This window comes from Pseudomonas tritici (assembly GCF_014268275.3).
In the GTDB taxonomy this organism is placed as follows: domain Bacteria; phylum Pseudomonadota; class Gammaproteobacteria; order Pseudomonadales; family Pseudomonadaceae; genus Aquipseudomonas; species Aquipseudomonas tritici.
The window spans coordinates 5989949-6006129 of sequence record NZ_CP077084.1; the positions used below are offsets into that span (position 1 = coordinate 5989949).

At 60.5% G+C, this 16181-nt stretch carries 14 protein-coding genes; 7 read left to right on the forward strand and 7 right to left on the reverse strand.

Annotated features, from left to right (window positions below; translation table 11 throughout):
• Nucleotide 1 precedes the first annotated feature (1 nt).
• From HU722_RS27520 to tkt, 3 genes are all read right to left on the reverse strand, one after another.
• Nucleotides 2-1165, reverse strand: coding sequence for a phosphoglycerate kinase (locus HU722_RS27520; protein ID WP_065871897.1), 1164 nt, complete (start codon nucleotides 1163-1165; stop codon nucleotides 2-4).
• A 17-nt stretch (nucleotides 1166-1182) separates the two neighbouring features.
• Nucleotides 1183-2238: an erythrose-4-phosphate dehydrogenase gene (gene epd / locus HU722_RS27525; protein ID WP_065871898.1), complete on the reverse strand. Its 1056-nt coding sequence runs from the start codon at nucleotides 2236-2238 to the stop codon at nucleotides 1183-1185.
• A gap of 138 nt (nucleotides 2239-2376) precedes the next feature.
• Complete coding sequence (gene tkt / locus HU722_RS27530) at nucleotides 2377-4374, reverse strand: transketolase (RefSeq protein ID WP_065871899.1); 1998 nt, start codon at nucleotides 4372-4374, stop codon at nucleotides 2377-2379.
• A 259-nt stretch (nucleotides 4375-4633) separates the two neighbouring features.
• On the opposite strand from tkt, the gene HU722_RS27535 reads away from it, so the two are divergent.
• From HU722_RS27535 to HU722_RS27555, 5 genes are all read left to right on the forward strand, one after another.
• Entirely contained in the window at nucleotides 4634-5629 is a 996-nt protein-coding gene (locus HU722_RS27535; RefSeq protein ID WP_065871900.1) for an ArsR/SmtB family transcription factor, read from the forward strand.
• A gap of 18 nt (nucleotides 5630-5647) precedes the next feature.
• Complete coding sequence (metK, locus tag HU722_RS27540; protein WP_049711157.1) at nucleotides 5648-6838, forward strand: methionine adenosyltransferase; 1191 nt, start codon at nucleotides 5648-5650, stop codon at nucleotides 6836-6838.
• Between the two features lie 222 nt (nucleotides 6839-7060).
• A complete protein-coding gene (locus tag HU722_RS27545) occupies nucleotides 7061-7411 on the forward strand; it encodes a hypothetical protein (RefSeq protein ID WP_065871901.1) in 351 nt (116 codons plus the stop codon).
• Between the two features lie 95 nt (nucleotides 7412-7506).
• Entirely contained in the window at nucleotides 7507-9171 is a 1665-nt protein-coding gene (ligB, locus tag HU722_RS27550) for an NAD-dependent DNA ligase LigB (RefSeq protein WP_065871902.1), read from the forward strand.
• Between the two features lie 39 nt (nucleotides 9172-9210).
• Nucleotides 9211-9606, forward strand: coding sequence for a DUF1090 domain-containing protein (locus HU722_RS27555; RefSeq protein WP_065871903.1), 396 nt, complete (start codon nucleotides 9211-9213; stop codon nucleotides 9604-9606).
• A 6-nt stretch (nucleotides 9607-9612) separates the two neighbouring features.
• Here the strand turns inward: HU722_RS27555 and HU722_RS27560 are convergent, their stop codons facing one another.
• Nucleotides 9613-10062, reverse strand: a complete 450-nt coding sequence (locus HU722_RS27560; protein WP_065871904.1) for a c-type cytochrome — start codon at nucleotides 10060-10062, stop codon at nucleotides 9613-9615.
• A 129-nt stretch (nucleotides 10063-10191) separates the two neighbouring features.
• Between HU722_RS27560 and mltA the strand changes: the two genes are divergently transcribed.
• On the forward strand, nucleotides 10192-11376 hold the full coding sequence (mltA, locus tag HU722_RS27565) for a murein transglycosylase A (RefSeq protein WP_065871905.1): 1185 nt from the start codon (nucleotides 10192-10194) through the stop codon (nucleotides 11374-11376).
• Nucleotides 11377-11448: 72 nt separating this feature from the next.
• Here mltA and HU722_RS27570 read toward each other — a convergent pair whose 3' ends face one another.
• Nucleotides 11449-11835, reverse strand: a complete 387-nt coding sequence (locus HU722_RS27570) for an MAPEG family protein (protein WP_065871906.1) — start codon at nucleotides 11833-11835, stop codon at nucleotides 11449-11451.
• A gap of 192 nt (nucleotides 11836-12027) precedes the next feature.
• Between HU722_RS27570 and HU722_RS27575 the strand changes: the two genes are divergently transcribed.
• Nucleotides 12028-13287, forward strand: coding sequence for a cation:proton antiporter (locus tag HU722_RS27575; RefSeq protein ID WP_065871907.1), 1260 nt, complete (start codon nucleotides 12028-12030; stop codon nucleotides 13285-13287).
• Here the strand turns inward: HU722_RS27575 and HU722_RS27580 are convergent.
• The gene (locus HU722_RS27580) at nucleotides 13281-14168 is read right to left on the reverse strand and encodes a formate/nitrite transporter family protein (RefSeq protein WP_065871908.1); all 888 of its coding nucleotides are present in this window, start codon (nucleotides 14166-14168) and stop codon (nucleotides 13281-13283) included. The two genes, HU722_RS27575 and HU722_RS27580, sit on opposite strands and share 7 nt — an antisense overlap.
• Nucleotides 14169-14239: 71 nt before the next feature.
• A complete protein-coding gene (locus tag HU722_RS27585) occupies nucleotides 14240-16171 on the reverse strand; it encodes a patatin-like phospholipase family protein (protein ID WP_065871909.1) in 1932 nt (643 codons plus the stop codon).
• Nucleotides 16172-16181 lie beyond the last annotated feature (10 nt).

The following is a 16181-nucleotide window of genomic DNA, read 5'->3' on the forward strand; positions in this document are numbered from 1 at the left end:
CTTAACCTTTGGCTCGGGTTTCCAGCACTTCAACGGCAGGCAGCACTTTGCCTTCGACGAATTCAAGGAATGCGCCGCCACCGGTAGAAATGTAGGAGATCTGGTCAGCAACGCCATATTTATCGATGGCGGCCAGGGTGTCGCCGCCGCCGGCGATGGAAAATGCCGAGCTTTCGGCAATCGCCTTGGCCAGCACTTTGGTGCCGTTGCCGAACTGGTCGAATTCGAACACGCCAACCGGCCCGTTCCACAGGATGGTTTGGGAGGCTTTCAGCAATTCGGCGAAGTTGGCGGCGGTTTGCGGGCCGATATCCAGGATCATATCGTCGTCAGCCACGTCGGCGATGAGCTTGACGGTGGCTTCGGCGCTTTCAGCAAACTCCTTGGCAACCACCACGTCGACCGGCAATGGCACGCTGACTTTGGCGGCAATGGCGCGGGCGGTGTCGAGCAGGTCCGGTTCGTACAGGGACTTGCCCACCGGATGACCGGCGGCAGCCAGGAAGGTGTTGGCAATGCCGCCGCCGACGATCAGTTGGTTGCAGATCTGGCTCAGGCTGTTGAGCACGTCCAGTTTGGTGGACACCTTGGAGCCGGCAACGATGGCAGCCATCGGTTGCGCCGGAGCCCCCAGCGCCTTGCCCAGTGCATCCAGTTCAGCGGCCAGCAACGGGCCAGCAGCGGCGACCTTGGCGAACTTGGCCACGCCGTGGGTCGAGCCTTCGGCGCGGTGGGCAGTGCCGAACGCGTCCATCACGAACACGTCGCACAGCGCAGCGTATTGCTGGGCCAGTTCGTCGCTGTTCTTTTTCTCGCCTTTGTTGAAGCGCACGTTTTCGAACAGCACGATGTCGCCGGCTTTAACGTCGACGCCACCCAGGTAGTCAGCCACCAGCGGTACGTCGCGGCCCAGGGCTTTGCTCAGGTAATCGGCGACAGGCTTGAGGCTGTTTTCCGCGCTGAACTCACCTTCGGTCGGGCGACCCAGGTGGGAGCAAACCATCACGGCCGCGCCTTTTTCCAGGGCCAGCTTGATGGTCGGCAGCGAGGCCAGGATTCGCGCATCGCTGGTGACAACACCGTCCTTGACTGGGACGTTGAGGTCTTCGCGGATCAGTACGCGCTTACCTTGCAGATCGAGGTCGGTCATCTTCAACACGGTCATGGGTCGCAGTTCCTGAATTACTGTTGAGGTTGTTTAGAGGCAATGTGCAGATAATGTTCCGCAACATCCAGCATTCGGTTGGCAAAGCCCCATTCGTTGTCGAACCAGGCCAGGATGTTCACCAGCCTCGGGCCGGAAACGCGGGTCTGGCTGGCATCGACAATCGCCGAATGCGGGTCATGGTTGAAATCACAACTGGCGTGGGGCAACTCGGTGTAGGCCAGCAAACCTTTGAGCGGACCGCTGGTGGCGGCGTCGCGCAGGATTCGGTTGACCTCCGTCGCATCGGTGTCGCTGACGGTCTGCATCGTGATATCCAGACAGGACACGTTCACCGTCGGCACCCGTACGGCTTTGGCCTGGATTCGCCCGGCAAGTTCCGGCAGCAGTCGCTCGATGCCACGCGCCAGGCCTGTAGACACCGGAATCACTGACTGAAACGCAGAACGCGTGCGGCGCAAGTCTTCGTGGTGATAGGCGTCGATCACCGGCTGGTCGTTCATCGCCGAGTGAATCGTGGTGATCGACACGTAATCCAGGCCAATCGCCTGATCCAGCAGGCGCAACAGCGGCACGCTGCAGTTGGTGGTGCAGGAGGCGTTGGACACCAGCAACTCGGCGCCGGTCAGGCAATCCTGGTTGATGCCGTAGACGATGGTGGCATCCACGTCCGCCTCGCTGGCCATCGGCTGGGAAAACAGCACACGCGGTGCGCCGGCGTCGATAAAACGCTGGCCGTCGGCGCGGGTGTGATAGACACCGGAGCATTCCAGCACCAGGTCGACGCCCAGTGCTTTCCAGTCGATGCCTTCGGGGGTGGCACTGCGCAAGACTTGCACGCAGCTGCCATTAATATGGAGACAGTCGTCCTCAACCCGCACTTCGCCGGGGAACCGGCCGTGGGTGGAGTCAAAACGTGTCAGGTATTCGATGCTGGCCATGTCGGCCAGATCGTTGATCGCGACAATTTCAAACCCGGCTGCCGCCCCTCGCTCGAACAGCGCACGCAAGACGCAACGACCAATGCGGCCGTAGCCGTTGAGTGCAACTTTGTAGGGACGCGGTTGAGGCATGGGGTTCTCGATCAATGTGAGTTCGGTGTTGAATGTTCTGACGCCATCGCGGGCAAGCCCGCTCCCACATTAGACCGCGATCCAAATGTGGGAGCGGGCTTGCCCGCGATGGCGCCAGTACAGACAACGCAGACTGACTTAGTCTTCCAGCAGCTCTTCAGCCTGACCCAGGATGTTTTCCAGGGTAAAGCCAAACTCTTCGAACAATGCTGGCGCCGGCGCCGACTCACCGTAGGTGGTCATGCCGATCACGCGGCCTTCCAGGCCCACGTATTTGTACCAGTAGTCGGCGTGCGCCGCTTCGATAGCGATACGCGCGCTGACCTGCAACGGCAATACCGACTGCTTGTAGCCCGCGTCCTGGGCTTCGAACACGCTGGTGCACGGCATGGACACGACGCGTACGTTGCGGCCTTGCTCGGTCAGCTTGTCGTAGGCCTGAACGGTCAGGCCGACTTCGGAACCGGTGGAGATCAGGATCAGCTCCGGCTCGCCAATGCAGTCCTTGAGTACGTAGCCACCACGGCTGATGTCGGCGATCTGCGCATCGGTACGCACTTGGTGTTGCAGGTTCTGACGCGAGAAGATCAGCGCCGAAGGGCCGTCCTTACGCTCGATCGCGTGCTTCCAGGCCACCGCGGATTCGACGGCGTCGGCTGGGCGCCAGCAATCCAGGTTGGGCGTGGTGCGCAGGCTGGTCAGTTGCTCGACCGGCTGGTGCGTCGGGCCATCTTCGCCCAGGCCGATGGAGTCGTGGGTGTAGACATGAATCACGCGCTTCTTCATCAGCGCGGCCATACGCACGGCGTTGCGCGCATATTCCATGAACATCAGGAAAGTCGCGCCGTAAGGCACCAGGCCGCCGTGCAGGGACACGCCGTTCATGATGGCGCTCATGCCGAACTCACGTACGCCGTAGTACATGTAGTTGCCGCTGGCGTCTTCAGCCGAAACACCTTTGCAGCCTTTCCACAGGGTCAGGTTGGAACCGGCCAGGTCGGCGGAACCGCCGAGGAACTCAGGCAGCAGCGGGCCAAAGGCGTTCAGGGTGTTCTGGCTGGCTTTACGGCTGGCGATGGTCTCGCCCTTGGCCGCGACTTCGGCGATGTAGGCCGAGGCTTTTTCCGAGAAGTCGGCAGGCAAGTCACCGGCCAGGCGACGTACCAGTTCGTTGGCCAACTCAGGGAATTCGGCAGAGTAGGCAGCGAAACGCTGGTCCCACTCGGCTTCGGCGGCCAGGCCTTTTTCCTTGGCGTCCCACTCGGCATAGATGTCGGCCGGGATGTCGAACGGGCCGTGGTTCCACTTCAGCGCTTCACGGGTCAGGGCGATTTCCGCGTCACCCAGTGGGGCGCCGTGGCAGTCTTCTTTACCTTGCTTGTTCGGCGAACCGAAACCGATGGTGGTCTTGCAGCAGATCAGGGTCGGCTGCGCGCTCTTGCGGGCGGTGTCGATGGCGATCTTGATCTCTTCCGGATCGTGGCCGTCGACGTTGCGGATCACCTGCCAGTTGTAGGCTTCGAAACGCTTAGGGGTGTCATCGGTGAACCAGCCTTCGACTTCGCCGTCGATGGAGATGCCGTTGTCATCGTAGAAAGCGATCAGTTTGCCCAGGCCCAGGGTGCCGGCCAGGGACGCGACTTCGTGGGAAATGCCTTCCATCATGCAGCCATCACCCAGGAACACGTAGGTGTGGTGGTCAACGATGTCGTGACCAGGGCGGTTGAATTGTGCGCCCAAGACTTTCTCAGCCAGCGCGAAGCCAACGGCATTGGCCAGGCCTTGGCCCAGGGGACCGGTGGTGGTCTCGACGCCTGGGGTGTAGCCGAATTCCGGGTGGCCCGGGGTGCGGCTGTGCAGCTGGCGGAAGCTTTTCAGATCGTCGATGGTGACGTCATAGCCAGTCAGGTGCAGCAGCGAGTAGATCAGCATCGAACCATGGCCGTTGGACAGCACGAAGCGGTCGCGGTCGGCGAACGACGGGTTGCTCGGGTTGTGTTTCAGGTAGTCACGCCAAAGTACCTCGGCGATATCCGCCATGCCCATCGGGGCACCGGGATGGCCGCTGTTGGCTTTTTGCACGGCATCCATGCTGAGGGCACGAATGGCGTTGGCACGCTCACGACGGCTGGGCATCGCTGATCTCCTGAGGTTTGAATATAAAGAAACGGAAAAAAGGACCGGCATTTTCCCTCAGCCACCGCTTGCGGGCAATGACAGATACTCACTTGGGCGGTTTTTCCTGTGCTTTGGGCGCCAATCCCTTGCATAAACCTTTAACCGGTTCGTCTAAAGGTTATAGCGGCTGCTTGTAACCACCACTTATCGACCAATATCAAAACTTTTTGATATTGGCCTTGCGGGGTTATCCACCCATCACTAGACTGCTGGCCTTATGAATCTACCCATGCCCTCACTGCGCCCCGACGACGGCGATGAACTGGCAGCCTTGTGCAAGGCCGCTGGCGATCCGCTGCGTTTGAACGTATTACGCGCGCTGGCCAACGATTCCTTCGGCGTACTGGAACTGGCGCAGATCTTCGCCATTGGCCAGTCCGGCATGAGTCACCACTTGAAGGTATTGGCCCAGGCCGACCTGGTGGCCACCCGCCGTGAAGGTAATGCGATTTTCTACCGCCGCGCCCTGCCCCACACCGAACTGCTCGGTGGCAAGCTGCACGCCGCCCTGCTTGAAGAAGTGGACAGCCTGCTGCTGCCGGGGGATGTGCAGTCCCGCATCGGCCAGGTCCACGGGCAGCGGGCTGCCGCGAGCCAGGATTTTTTCGCACGGGTTGCCGACAAGTTTCGCGCCCAGCAAGACCTGATTGCCGGCCTTGCCCAATATCGCGACAGCGTACTGGCGCTGCTCGACAAGCTGAGCTTCAGTGATGAGGCCACGGCACTCGAAGTCGGCCCAGGCGATGGCGGTTTCCTGCCGGAACTGGCTCGGCGTTTTCACCAGGTCACGGCGCTGGACAACAGCCCGGCGATGCTCGAACTGGCGCGCCAGCTCTGCGAGCGCGAGGCACTGGGCAATGTGCGCCTGCAACTGGCTGATGCATTGAATAGCACAGCGATTAAAGCCGACTGCGTGGTGTTGAACATGGTCTTGCACCATTTCGCCGCCCCCGCCGACGCGCTCAAACAAATGGCCGGGTTGCTGCACCCCGGCGGTAGCCTGTTGGTTACGGATTTATGCAGCCACAACCAGAATTGGGCCAGGGAGGCCTGCGGTGATCTCTGGTTGGGTTTTGAACAGGACGATCTGGCCCGTTGGGCCACCGCTGCGGGACTCGTTCCCGGGGAAAGCCTCTATGTAGGTTTACGTAATGGTTTCCAGATTCAGGTCCGCCATTTTCAGCGGCCGGCTGGCGACACTCACCATCGGTAAAATCAGGAAAACATCGAGATGAGCGAATACTCCCTTTTCACCTCCGAGTCCGTGTCTGAAGGGCATCCGGACAAAATCGCCGACCAGATTTCTGACGCGGTGCTGGACGCCATCATTGCTGAAGACAAGTTCGCCCGTGTGGCGTGCGAGACTCTGGTGAAAACCGGTGTAGCGATCATCGCTGGCGAAGTGACCACCACTGCCTGGGTTGACCTTGAGCAGATCGTTCGTGACGTGATCACCGACATCGGCTACAACAGCTCCGACGTCGGCTTCGACGGCGCGACCTGCGGCGTGATGAACATCATCGGCAAGCAATCCCCGGACATCAACCAGGGTGTCGACCGCGCCAAGCCGGAAGACCAGGGCGCAGGCGACCAGGGCCTGATGTTCGGTTACGCCAGCAACGAAACCGACGTGCTGATGCCAGCACCGATCACCTTCTCGCACCAACTGGTGCAGCGCCAGGCCGAAGCCCGTAAATCCGGCCTGTTGCCGTGGTTGCGTCCGGATGCCAAGTCCCAGGTGACCTGCCGTTATGAAGGCGGCAAAGTCGTCGGTATCGACGCTGTGGTTCTGTCGACCCAGCACAACCCGGACGTGTCCTATGCCGACCTGCGCGAAGGCGTGATGGAGCTGATCGTCAAGCACGTGCTGCCTGCCGAACTGCTGAGCAAGGACACCCAGTTCCACATCAACCCGACTGGCCAGTTCATCATCGGCGGCCCGGTAGGCGACTGCGGCTTGACCGGTCGCAAGATCATCGTCGACAGCTACGGCGGCATGGCCCGTCACGGCGGTGGCGCGTTCTCGGGTAAAGACCCTTCCAAAGTTGACCGTTCGGCCGCCTACGCCGGCCGTTACGTGGCCAAGAACATCGTCGCAGCCGGCCTGGCCGAGCGTTGCGAGATTCAGGTTTCCTACGCCATCGGCGTGGCCCAGCCTACGTCGATCTCGCTGAATACCTTCGGCACCGGCAAGATCGGCGATGACAAGATCGTGAAACTGGTGCGTGAGATCTTCGACCTGCGCCCTTACGCGATCACCACCATGCTCGACCTGCTGCACCCGATGTACCAGGAAACCGCAGCCTATGGCCACTTCGGTCGTACCCCTGCGCAGAAGACTGTCGGCGACGACACCTTCACCACCTTCACCTGGGAAAAAACCGACCGCGCCAACGACCTGCGGACTGCCGCCGGCCTGTAATCGCTCCTGGTACACAAAAGCCCTGCCGGGTTCGCCTGGCGGGGCTTTTTATTGCACGGCAATTCGCGCGACGACCTTCACATTTTTTGGATCCAAACCTTGCAGGCACAATGATGGCGCTCTAGAATCCGCGCCCTCTCGGGCCCTCTACCTTATTTGGATATTGCCCTGCGCCAGCCCGGGATAGACACGTGCGCAGGCAATCGAACATTGAGGTTTTTCATGCGCATCTCCACGCTCGCCCCTGCCGCCCTGCTGCTCAGCCTGTTCGCCCTGCCGGTAAACGCCGCCGACCTGAGCGCACTGAGTGGCGCCCTGGGCGCCCAACTGGGTGGCGGCAATTCCGGCGACTGCCAGAAGCAATCTGCAGACCTGCAAACCAAGATCGATGTCGCCGAAGCCCAAAAGGACAAGCTGAAAGTGAAGGCTTTCAAAGCCGCGCAGGACCAGATCAACAAAGGTTGCAACAAACTCTCTGAAGCCCAGGCCAAAGCCGACGCCAAGCAGCAAAACCAGGAGGCCAAGGCCGATAAGCCCGACGCAGTGAAAGCCCTGGGCGGTCTGTTCAAGTAAATAGAAACACCCAGTAAAAAGCCTCGCACTGTCGGGGCTTTTTTGTGCCCGCGAGGATCATTTAGGCTGGGCACCCTTTCCGAGCAAGGATGCTCATGATGCGTTTATTGTTTGCCCTTTTACTCAGCGCATTACCCTTCTGGGTGTGGGCCGAAGGCTGCCCGGACGAAGCCCGCTCGCAGGTCGGCACCCTGGCCGAACAGATCCGCCAGTGGGATGACAGCTACCACCGGCTTGGCCAATCCCCGGTCGGCGATGAACTCTACGACCAGGCGCGCCAGCGCTTGGCCCACTGGCGTCGGTGCTTTCCCGAACCCACTGCGACGCCCAACAACCCTCTCGCGAGTTCACGCGGAACCCTGCCTCACCCCGTTGCCCACACCGGCCTGGAGAAACTGCTGGATGAACAGGCAGTCGGTATCTGGCTGGGTACACGCGAGGATGTCTGGATTCAACCCAAGGTAGACGGTGTGGCAGTGACTGTGGTGTATCGCCAGGGGCGCCTGAGTCAAGTCATCAGCCGAGGCGATGGCGTCAAGGGCCACGACTGGTCTGCCTCCGCGCGAAAAATCCCCAGCATTGTCCAGCAATTGCCAGAGCCTATCGACGTGGTGCTGCAAGGCGAACTCTATTGGCACCTCGACGACCATGTGCAATCGGCAAGCGGAGGGCTTAATGCCCGCAGCAAGGTGGCCGGGCTGATGAACCGCAAACAATTAAGCGACACCGACGCCGCCGGCATTGGTCTGTTCGTCTGGGCCTGGCCCGAGGGGCCGGCAGGGTTCACCGAGCGCCTGGCCACGCTGGCAAGTTGGGGTTTCACCGATAGCCGGCGATACAGCCAGCCCATCCGCGACATCAACGAAGCCACGCACTGGCGTGCCTATTGGTACAACCACCCTCTACCGTTCGCCAGCGATGGGGTGGTGTTGCACCAGGCGCAGCGCGCACCCGCCGATCGCTGGCAGGTCAGCGCGCCCTACTGGGCGGTTGCCTGGAAGTACCCGGCGGCCAAGGCCTTGGCGCTGGTGCGTAACGTGCAATTCAAGATCGGCCGCACCGGGCGCGTGACCCCCATGCTGGAGTTGGAACCGGTGCGATTGGATGACCGGCAGATCAGCCGGGTGAGCGCGGGCTCATTGAGGCGCTGGCAAGCGCTGGATATCCGCCCCGGTGACCAGGTTTCCATCAGCCTGGCGGGCCAAGTCATCCCTCGGTTGGATGAGGTCATTCTGCGCAACACCACAAGGGCGGAGCTGCCAGTGCCCAACCCAGGAAAATTCCACGCGTTGAGCTGCTGGCAACTGGACCCCGGTTGTGAAGAACAATTGCTGGCACGCCTTACCTGGCTGAGCGGCAACGAGGGCCTCGCTTTGCCACACATAGGCCGCGAGACCTGGAACGTATTAATCCAGGCCGGTCTAATCGCAGGCTTTCTCGATTGGTTGACCCTGGATGCGGCAGAGCTTGCTAACATTGATGGCTTCGGTGATCGCAGCCGCGCGCGCGTCCTCGAAAGCCTTCACAGCGCGCGGCAACGGCCCTTCGCACAATGGCTCAAAGCCTTGGGGGTACCGCCTGCGGCACGTAACAACCTGGAAGGCGACTGGCAGACGCTGGTCGCCAGAGATACCCAAGCCTGGCTGGCCATCGAGGGCATCGGCCCGGGCCGCGCAGCGCAATTGAGCGCCTTTTTCCGCGACCCGCAAGTACAGGCCTTGGCAGACACATTACGCGCGGCCGGCATCGACGGGTTTTAGACCGCAGCCGGCCACCAGATTGCGACCTTGGAGCCCCACATGAAATTTCTAGCACCGCTTGCCCTATTGACCGTCGCAAGCTTCATGACCACTCCGCTGCTGGCTGCGGAGGACGTACCGCAGCTCACCGGCTGCGCCGCCAAGCGCCAAGCCATCAGCACCCAGATCGAACAGGCCAAGGCCCACGGCAACAGTGCGCAACAAGCCGGCCTGGAAAAAGCCCTGAGCGAAGTCACCGCCAACTGCACCGACGCATCCCTGAAGAAGGAGCGGGAAAACAAGGTGCTCGACGCCAAGCATGAGGTCAGCCGCCGTCAGGCCGATCTGGACAAGGCCATGAAAAAAGGCGACGCGGACAAGATCAACAAACGTAAGGACAAGCTCGCCGAGTCCCGCAAGGAACTGCAGGATGCCGTGGAGGAGCTCGACCAGTAAAACCGATCAGTGGTCGCGGAACTGCTTATGGCAGGCGCTGCAGGCATCTTCAACTTTTTGCACCGCTGGCCCCAGGTTGCTCGCCTTGTAAGGCTGCACTTGGCTGGCGGTCACCAATTCACCGGTGGCCGCCTCAAGGTCGCGGGCCAATTGCTGGAATTGCGCCTGTTTCTGCCAGACATCGTCCTTGGCGCTGGTGTGATCTTCTTCGCGCACGCTTGGAAAATGCTTCCACGGCTCGTGGGACAACGCATCCAGTTTGACCGCACCTTCGGCAAATTTCGCGCCGTCGAACGGGAGGCGTCCACGCAACATGCCGCCCAGGTCTTCGCCGGTCTTGAGCATCTGCTTGAAGATCGCCTTGCGTTGGCCCAGCGGCGAATTCGGATCAACGCCGCCACAGGCGGACAGTGTCAGGCAGGCCAGCAGTACAACGGTCAGTCTTTTAAAAGTCATGGTGGCTTCGAGGTCACGGGAAACGGCGGCCAGTATCCTCGCCCCGCCCGCAAAGACCAATAGCCCTATTATTAATAAGGGTTGCCAAAAAGCGCTGCGACGTGGGCAATCGCTTCAGGAATTATTTGTATGAATGTCAGCTTGAAACCCTGGAGCCGCCGCCTGGCGTGGGCTCTACCGATGATCGCGCTACTGGCCGGCTGCGACGCGGGCAAAGAAACAGCCAAGGATGAAACGTCCAAGCCTCACGCCGTCGCCACCTATGTCAGTGCGCCGTGGGAAGCCTTGCCAGCAGTGTCCGACAGCGACCTGCTGGCCGGCTTCGAATCCTGGCGCAGCGCCTGCCAACGCCTCAAGGCCGACCCGGTATGGGGCGCGACCTGTGCGGCAGCCGCCACGGTCCCGAGCAACGCAGTGGCAGTGCGCGGTTTTCTAAAAGAGCGCCTGGATGTGTTCGGTCTGCGCTCGGCCGACAACACCCCGAACGGTTTGATAACCGGCTACTACGAACCGGTCTACCCCGGCAGCCTGACCAAGACCGCCAAAGCCAACGTGCCTGTGTACGGCGTGCCAGACGACCTGATCATCGTCAACCTGGAAAGCATCTACCCCGAGCTCAAGGGCAAGCGTCTGCGGGGTCGCCTGGAAGGTCGCGTACTCAAGCCCTATGACGATGCCAGCGCCATCAACGGCCAGGGTTCAACCGCCAAACCGATTGCCTGGCTGACAGACCCGATGGACCTGCAATTCCTGCAAATCCAGGGCTCGGGCCGGATTCAACTGGCGGGCGGGCGCCAACTTCGTGTCGGTTACGGCGACCAGAATGGCTACCCTTACCGCCCGATCGGTCGCTGGCTGGTGGAGCAAGGCGAGTTGAAGAAAGAAGACGTGACCATGGGTGCCATCAGCGCCTGGGCCAAGGCGCATCCGCAGCGTATTCCGGAACTGCTGGCGAGTAACCCGAGCTATGTGTTCTTCAGCGCCCGCCCCGATAGCAACGAAGGCCCGCGCGGCTCCTTGAACGTGCCACTGACCCCTGGCTACAGCGTAGCGGTGGATCGCAAGGTGATTCCGTTGGGCAGTCTGTTGTGGCTGTCGACCACCAAGCCGGATGGCTCGCCGATCACGAGACCCGTGGCCGCACAGGACACCGGCGGAGCAATCACCGGTGAAGTGCGCGCGGACCTGTTCTGGGGCACCGGCGATGCAGCCGGTGAACTGGCGGGCAATATGAAACAGCAGGGCCAGATCTGGATGCTGTGGCCCAAGGGCGCAGCGTTGCCGCAAGTGCCGGATGCACCTGTCGGAAGCTGACAGACACTGAAGATCAAATGTGGGAGCGGCGGTGCGACTTGCTCGCTCCCACAGCAGGATTCGCGTCAACCGTTAGATCGAGACAAAGAAGAAGCTCGCAATCAACGCCATGCCCACCGCCCACACCACCGAGCGCAGCATCGCCCAGTCCGCCAGGTAGCAAATGATGTACAACAAGCGGCTGGTGATAAACAGCACGGCCAGCACGTTAATGGTCACCAATTCAGCCGTACCGGCCAGGTGCGCGACGATAACCGCCGCCGCAAATGCCGGGGTGACTTCAAAGCTGTTGAGTTGTGCACTGTGGGCTCGCTTGGCAGCCCCGTCGAGCGTCTCGAGGAATGCACGCGGGTCGTGGTTGTGGCGCGGCCGAAACTTTCCGCCGCTGAACTTGGCCACGCCGGTACACAGGTAAGGCAGAAAAATTGCGATCAACACACACCAGAAAGCGACCGTCATGACTCATTCCTTTTTTAGTTTTAAACAGCGATTAGAGTTTTAGCACTGAAAACACCAGGCCGCACCCTACCGCTATGAACCGTAGCGTGTGGAAAGGTTCTATGGCCTTTTACCTCGCAGTTTGCAACATCCCGCCGTCGCGGCGGTCCATCCCCTCACCCACGTTTCCCCCTCAACTTCCAAGGACCCCGGATGCTTGAACTTGTCGCCGCCTTCATTTGCCTCACCAGCCTGCTCACCTATGTGAACTTCCGATTTATCGGCCTGCCGCCCACCATCGGCGTGATGGTCACGGCCCTGATATTTTCCCTGTTCTTGCAAGGCTTGAGCCTGCTCGGCTACCCAGGACTGGAAGAGCGCATCCAGCAGTTGATCGGCCAGATCGACTTTGGCGATTTGCTGATGAACTGGATGCTCTCATTCTTGCTGTTCGCCGGCGCGTTGCACGTCAACCTGAACGACCTACGCAGTTACCGCTGGCCCATCGGCCTGCTGGCGACCTTTGGCGTATTGATCGCCACCGCGGTGATCGGCAGCCTGGCGTATTACATTTTTGCCCTGTTCGGCTGGCACGTCAGTTTCCTCTACTGCCTGCTGTTCGGCGCACTGATCTCGCCCACCGACCCGATTGCGGTGCTCGGTGTGTTGCGTACCGCCAATGCCTCAAAACCGTTGAAAACCACCATCGTCGGCGAATCATTATTCAACGACGGCACTGCAGTGGTGGTCTTCACCGTGCTATTGGGCATCGCACAGCTGGGCGAAACGCCGACCGTGGGCGCCACCGCGATGCTCTTCGCCCATGAAGCCATTGGCGGCGTGGTGTTCGGTGGCCTCATCGGCTACCTGGTGTACCTGATGATCAAGAGCATCGAGCAGCACCAGATTGAGGTAATGCTGACACTCGCCCTGGTGATCGGCGGCTCAGCGATGGCCACCGAGCTACACGTCTCCGCTCCAATTGCGATGGTGGTAGCCGGCCTGATCATCGGCAACCTGGGCCGCCAGTTGGCGATGAACGACATGACCCGCCGCTACCTCGACGGTTTCTGGGAATTGCTCGATGACATGCTCAACGCCCTGCTGTTCGCCTTGATCGGCATGGAGCTGCTGTTGCTGCCCTTCAACTGGCTGCACGTGTTCGCTGCCAGCTTGCTGGCGGTGGCAATCCTGTTGTCACGCCTGTTGACCGTGGCCCCGGCGATCCTGTTGCTGCGGCGCTGGCGCACGGTGCCACGCGGCACCATCCGCATCCTCACCTGGGGTGGTTTGCGCGGCGGAGTTTCCGTGGCACTGGCATTGGCCTTGCCGCTGGGCCCGGAGCGCGACCTGCTGCTGAGCATCACCTACATCGTGGTGCTGTCATCAATCCTGTTGCAGGGTTTGAGCATCGGCAAGCTGGTCAAGCGCGTAACCCGGGACGAGCCCCAGGCTACGCCTGACGCTCACTGATCCTTGTTGATCTGCTGCGGATGCCTAGGGTCCGCAGCTTTCTTGCCCGGCAGGCTGCCTTCGCTGCGAATCTGCGCATGACTGATCAGCGCAAAGATAAAGCTGCCACCAATGATGTTGCCGGCCAGGGTCGGCCCGGCAAACACCAACCAGAAATCCTTCCACGGCAACTCGCCTGCAAATACCAGATACGAGACCTCTGCCGAACCCACGACGATGTGAGTGAAGTCCCCCAGCGCCATGAGATAGGTGATCAGGATAATGATGAACATCTTGGCGCTTTCCATGGAGGGGATCATCCAGACCATGGTGGCGATCATCCAGCCGGAAATGATGCCCTTGGCAAACATCTGGCCGGCATCGTTTTCCATGATCTTGCGCCCAATGTCGAGGAAGGCCATGTCGGTCTTGGTGTCAAAGATCGGCAGGTGCAACATCACGTAAGCCACCAGCAAAGTGCCACACAGGTTGCCCACCAGCACCACGGTCCATAACCGTAACAGGCGTCCCGCGTTGCCGAGGGTGGGCTTGCTCATCACGGGCAGCACGGCGGTCAGCGTGTTTTCGGTGAACAGTTGCTGGCGCGCCAAAATGACCGCCAGGAAGCCCGCGCAGTAGCCGAAGCTGGCAATAACCTTGAATCCTTCGCCGTCCGGCAGGCGCGAATTGAGTAGCCCCATCGCCATCAATGAAAGGCCCATGGTCAGGCCAGCAGCCAACGCCGACCACCACAACGCAGCCACATTACGCTCCAGCTCCTGGTCGCCCTGAGTGCGGATGATTTCATGCAGCACCGCCGCACGGGGCGGCTGGTTTTTGTCGACGTCCTGCTGCTCTTCCTGCGACAGATTAGCGGTTTTGCCTGATTCGTCAGTGGCCATGATTATCCAGAGTCCAAGGGGTGCCTGTAGCTACGACACGCCGCCACAGTGGCTGTTCAGTGGCCAAGCAACTAAACCTGCACACGCCAGGCCTTGGCCATCTCCACAGTGGTCGAACTGGACGCCTTGTCCCAGGGTTTGTTACGCGCTTTGTAGCCGTCACTGAGGGTATCGAGCACCCGGTTGAATTCGGCGGGCGTGTCTGCCCGCGCCAGGTCTTGAGCTGTGCGGTACAACAGCTCCACGTTGGACTCGGGTTGGCCCGGCCGAAACAACGAGGGATAAATGACTTCCCGTGTGAAGTTCTCAGCCTTCATCGCTATATCACGCAGTTTCATCTCGGCGACAGCGCCGCCGATGACGTTGGACATCGGCACCGCATCGCTTGCGATCTGCCTGGCCGCCACTTGCAGCAACTGCTGGAAATTGCGCTGGCCTGCAACATTGAGGCGCCGCGCCAACCAATCGATCTGCTCAGGCCGTTGGGCGAGGGCATCCAGATTACGCAATGCCGTTGATATTTTCGGCGTGAACACCAACACGACCTGTGACTGATTGGCCTCGCCAATCGCGTCATCCAGGGTTTTCAACACCTGCTGCGCGCTCTTTCGAAACATGAGGACATCAGCAGCGGCCGGGTCCTTGTGCAGTGTCGGTTGCACACTGGCGAGCATTTCATCATCCATGGCCAGCACTGCCTCATCCAGCGAATGGAACGCGTGATGCTCAAGTGCCGTGGTGCGACGTTCCAAATGTGCCCCCACCGCTTGACGCGCCTTTGCCTGCAGGTGTTGCTTCTGTTCATCCAGCATAGTGAAGTTGACCGTGCCCGTGAGCAGGCCACGAAAGTCACCTTTTTCGGTCTTGAGGGGCAATGTCACAATCTGATCGGCAAACGCTTCGAGCTTTTTGTCTTGAAAGGCGCCAGCGGCCGAATGCGCAACGCCTGTAATGCGGTCGGCCACACGGCTGAAAAAACTGCCACTGCGCACTGGCGCATCAGTGATGCCAGCCTCGAACTTGACGATCAACGATTCAGATTTGTTCAAGGGGCTATCAGGAAATAACCGTTCCACCACGCCTGGCGCCGGGGTATTGAGCAGCAAGCCGCCGTCTTTGAACGCGGTGGTTTCAGCTGACGCCTGGAAACCATGACCTTGCTCCACCGGGTTCTTGAACAGCACCGGCAGCGCACCCGAAATATGCGCCGCCCTGGCGATGTCCATCTGCGGGGTCAGACTGGCATTGAACATCACCAGCTGCGGGCGGCCGCCAAACATGCCGGTACCGGTGATATTGAGTTGCTTGATCGCAGGAATATGCCGGCTCAACACCTCGAGATCACCAAACGTGGGAGCGCCACCGGCACTCAGTTTGTCAGCAATGTCGATGACTTCGGCGGGCCGGGTTTCCCGAGGGGTTTGCGCGATGTGGCCAAGAATCGACTCGCGCGTCTCTTTGCGGATCAATTCTTCCAGGGGCAAGGCTTCAGTCTGGAAGCGGGGCAGCAAGGTCATCAACAACTGAGAAACAGTGCCGACGGAGCCGGGCAAGTGGCCAGCGAGTTTGCCAAGTGTCGTACTGACCTCCTGCATCCAGGCTGTCACGGCACCTTTGCTGTTCAACAGGCTTGGCAAATTGATGCTGTCCGACAACCTGTCGAACGCCGCAGCCCCCATTCCGCTAGCAATCAGCGCCGCTGAAATCGCACCGGCAGATGAGCCGGAGGTCGATTGGATACCTTGCAGCTGTCCGACGTCCTCAAGTGCCTGCACCACCCCCGAAAAAGCGATGCCCTTGGCCCCACCACCACTGAGCACCAAGCTCGTGACGGGCGGTGCCGATAAAATCACCTCTACCCGTCCCTGGTTATCACGCAGGAGCGTCAGGTTGCGCTCGCCAACGCCCTCCACCAGAGGCGTCTTCTCAGCTTGATGGGGCGGGAAATGACCCTCTTCACCCAATGAGGGATGAATCTGCGCAATCGAATTAAACACTTTCATCCACGGGCTC

Coding starts and splice junctions, on each gene's coding strand:
- HU722_RS27520 (WP_065871897.1), bottom strand. CDS start 1,165: ATGACCGTGTTGAAGATGACCGACCTCGATCTGCAAGGTAAGCGCGTA.
- epd (WP_065871898.1), bottom strand. CDS start 2,238: ATGCCTCAACCGCGTCCCTACAAAGTTGCACTCAACGGCTACGGCCGC.
- tkt (WP_065871899.1), bottom strand. CDS start 4,374: ATGCCCAGCCGTCGTGAGCGTGCCAACGCCATTCGTGCCCTCAGCATG.
- HU722_RS27535 (WP_065871900.1), top strand. CDS start 4,634: ATGAATCTACCCATGCCCTCACTGCGCCCCGACGACGGCGATGAACTG.
- metK (WP_049711157.1), top strand. CDS start 5,648: ATGAGCGAATACTCCCTTTTCACCTCCGAGTCCGTGTCTGAAGGGCAT.
- HU722_RS27545 (WP_065871901.1), top strand. CDS start 7,061: ATGCGCATCTCCACGCTCGCCCCTGCCGCCCTGCTGCTCAGCCTGTTC.
- ligB (WP_065871902.1), top strand. CDS start 7,507: ATGATGCGTTTATTGTTTGCCCTTTTACTCAGCGCATTACCCTTCTGG.
- HU722_RS27555 (WP_065871903.1), top strand. CDS start 9,211: ATGAAATTTCTAGCACCGCTTGCCCTATTGACCGTCGCAAGCTTCATG.
- HU722_RS27560 (WP_065871904.1), bottom strand. CDS start 10,062: ATGACTTTTAAAAGACTGACCGTTGTACTGCTGGCCTGCCTGACACTG.
- mltA (WP_065871905.1), top strand. CDS start 10,192: ATGAATGTCAGCTTGAAACCCTGGAGCCGCCGCCTGGCGTGGGCTCTA.
- HU722_RS27570 (WP_065871906.1), bottom strand. CDS start 11,835: ATGACGGTCGCTTTCTGGTGTGTGTTGATCGCAATTTTTCTGCCTTAC.
- HU722_RS27575 (WP_065871907.1), top strand. CDS start 12,028: ATGCTTGAACTTGTCGCCGCCTTCATTTGCCTCACCAGCCTGCTCACC.
- HU722_RS27580 (WP_065871908.1), bottom strand. CDS start 14,168: ATGGCCACTGACGAATCAGGCAAAACCGCTAATCTGTCGCAGGAAGAG.
- HU722_RS27585 (WP_065871909.1), bottom strand. CDS start 16,171: ATGAAAGTGTTTAATTCGATTGCGCAGATTCATCCCTCATTGGGTGAA.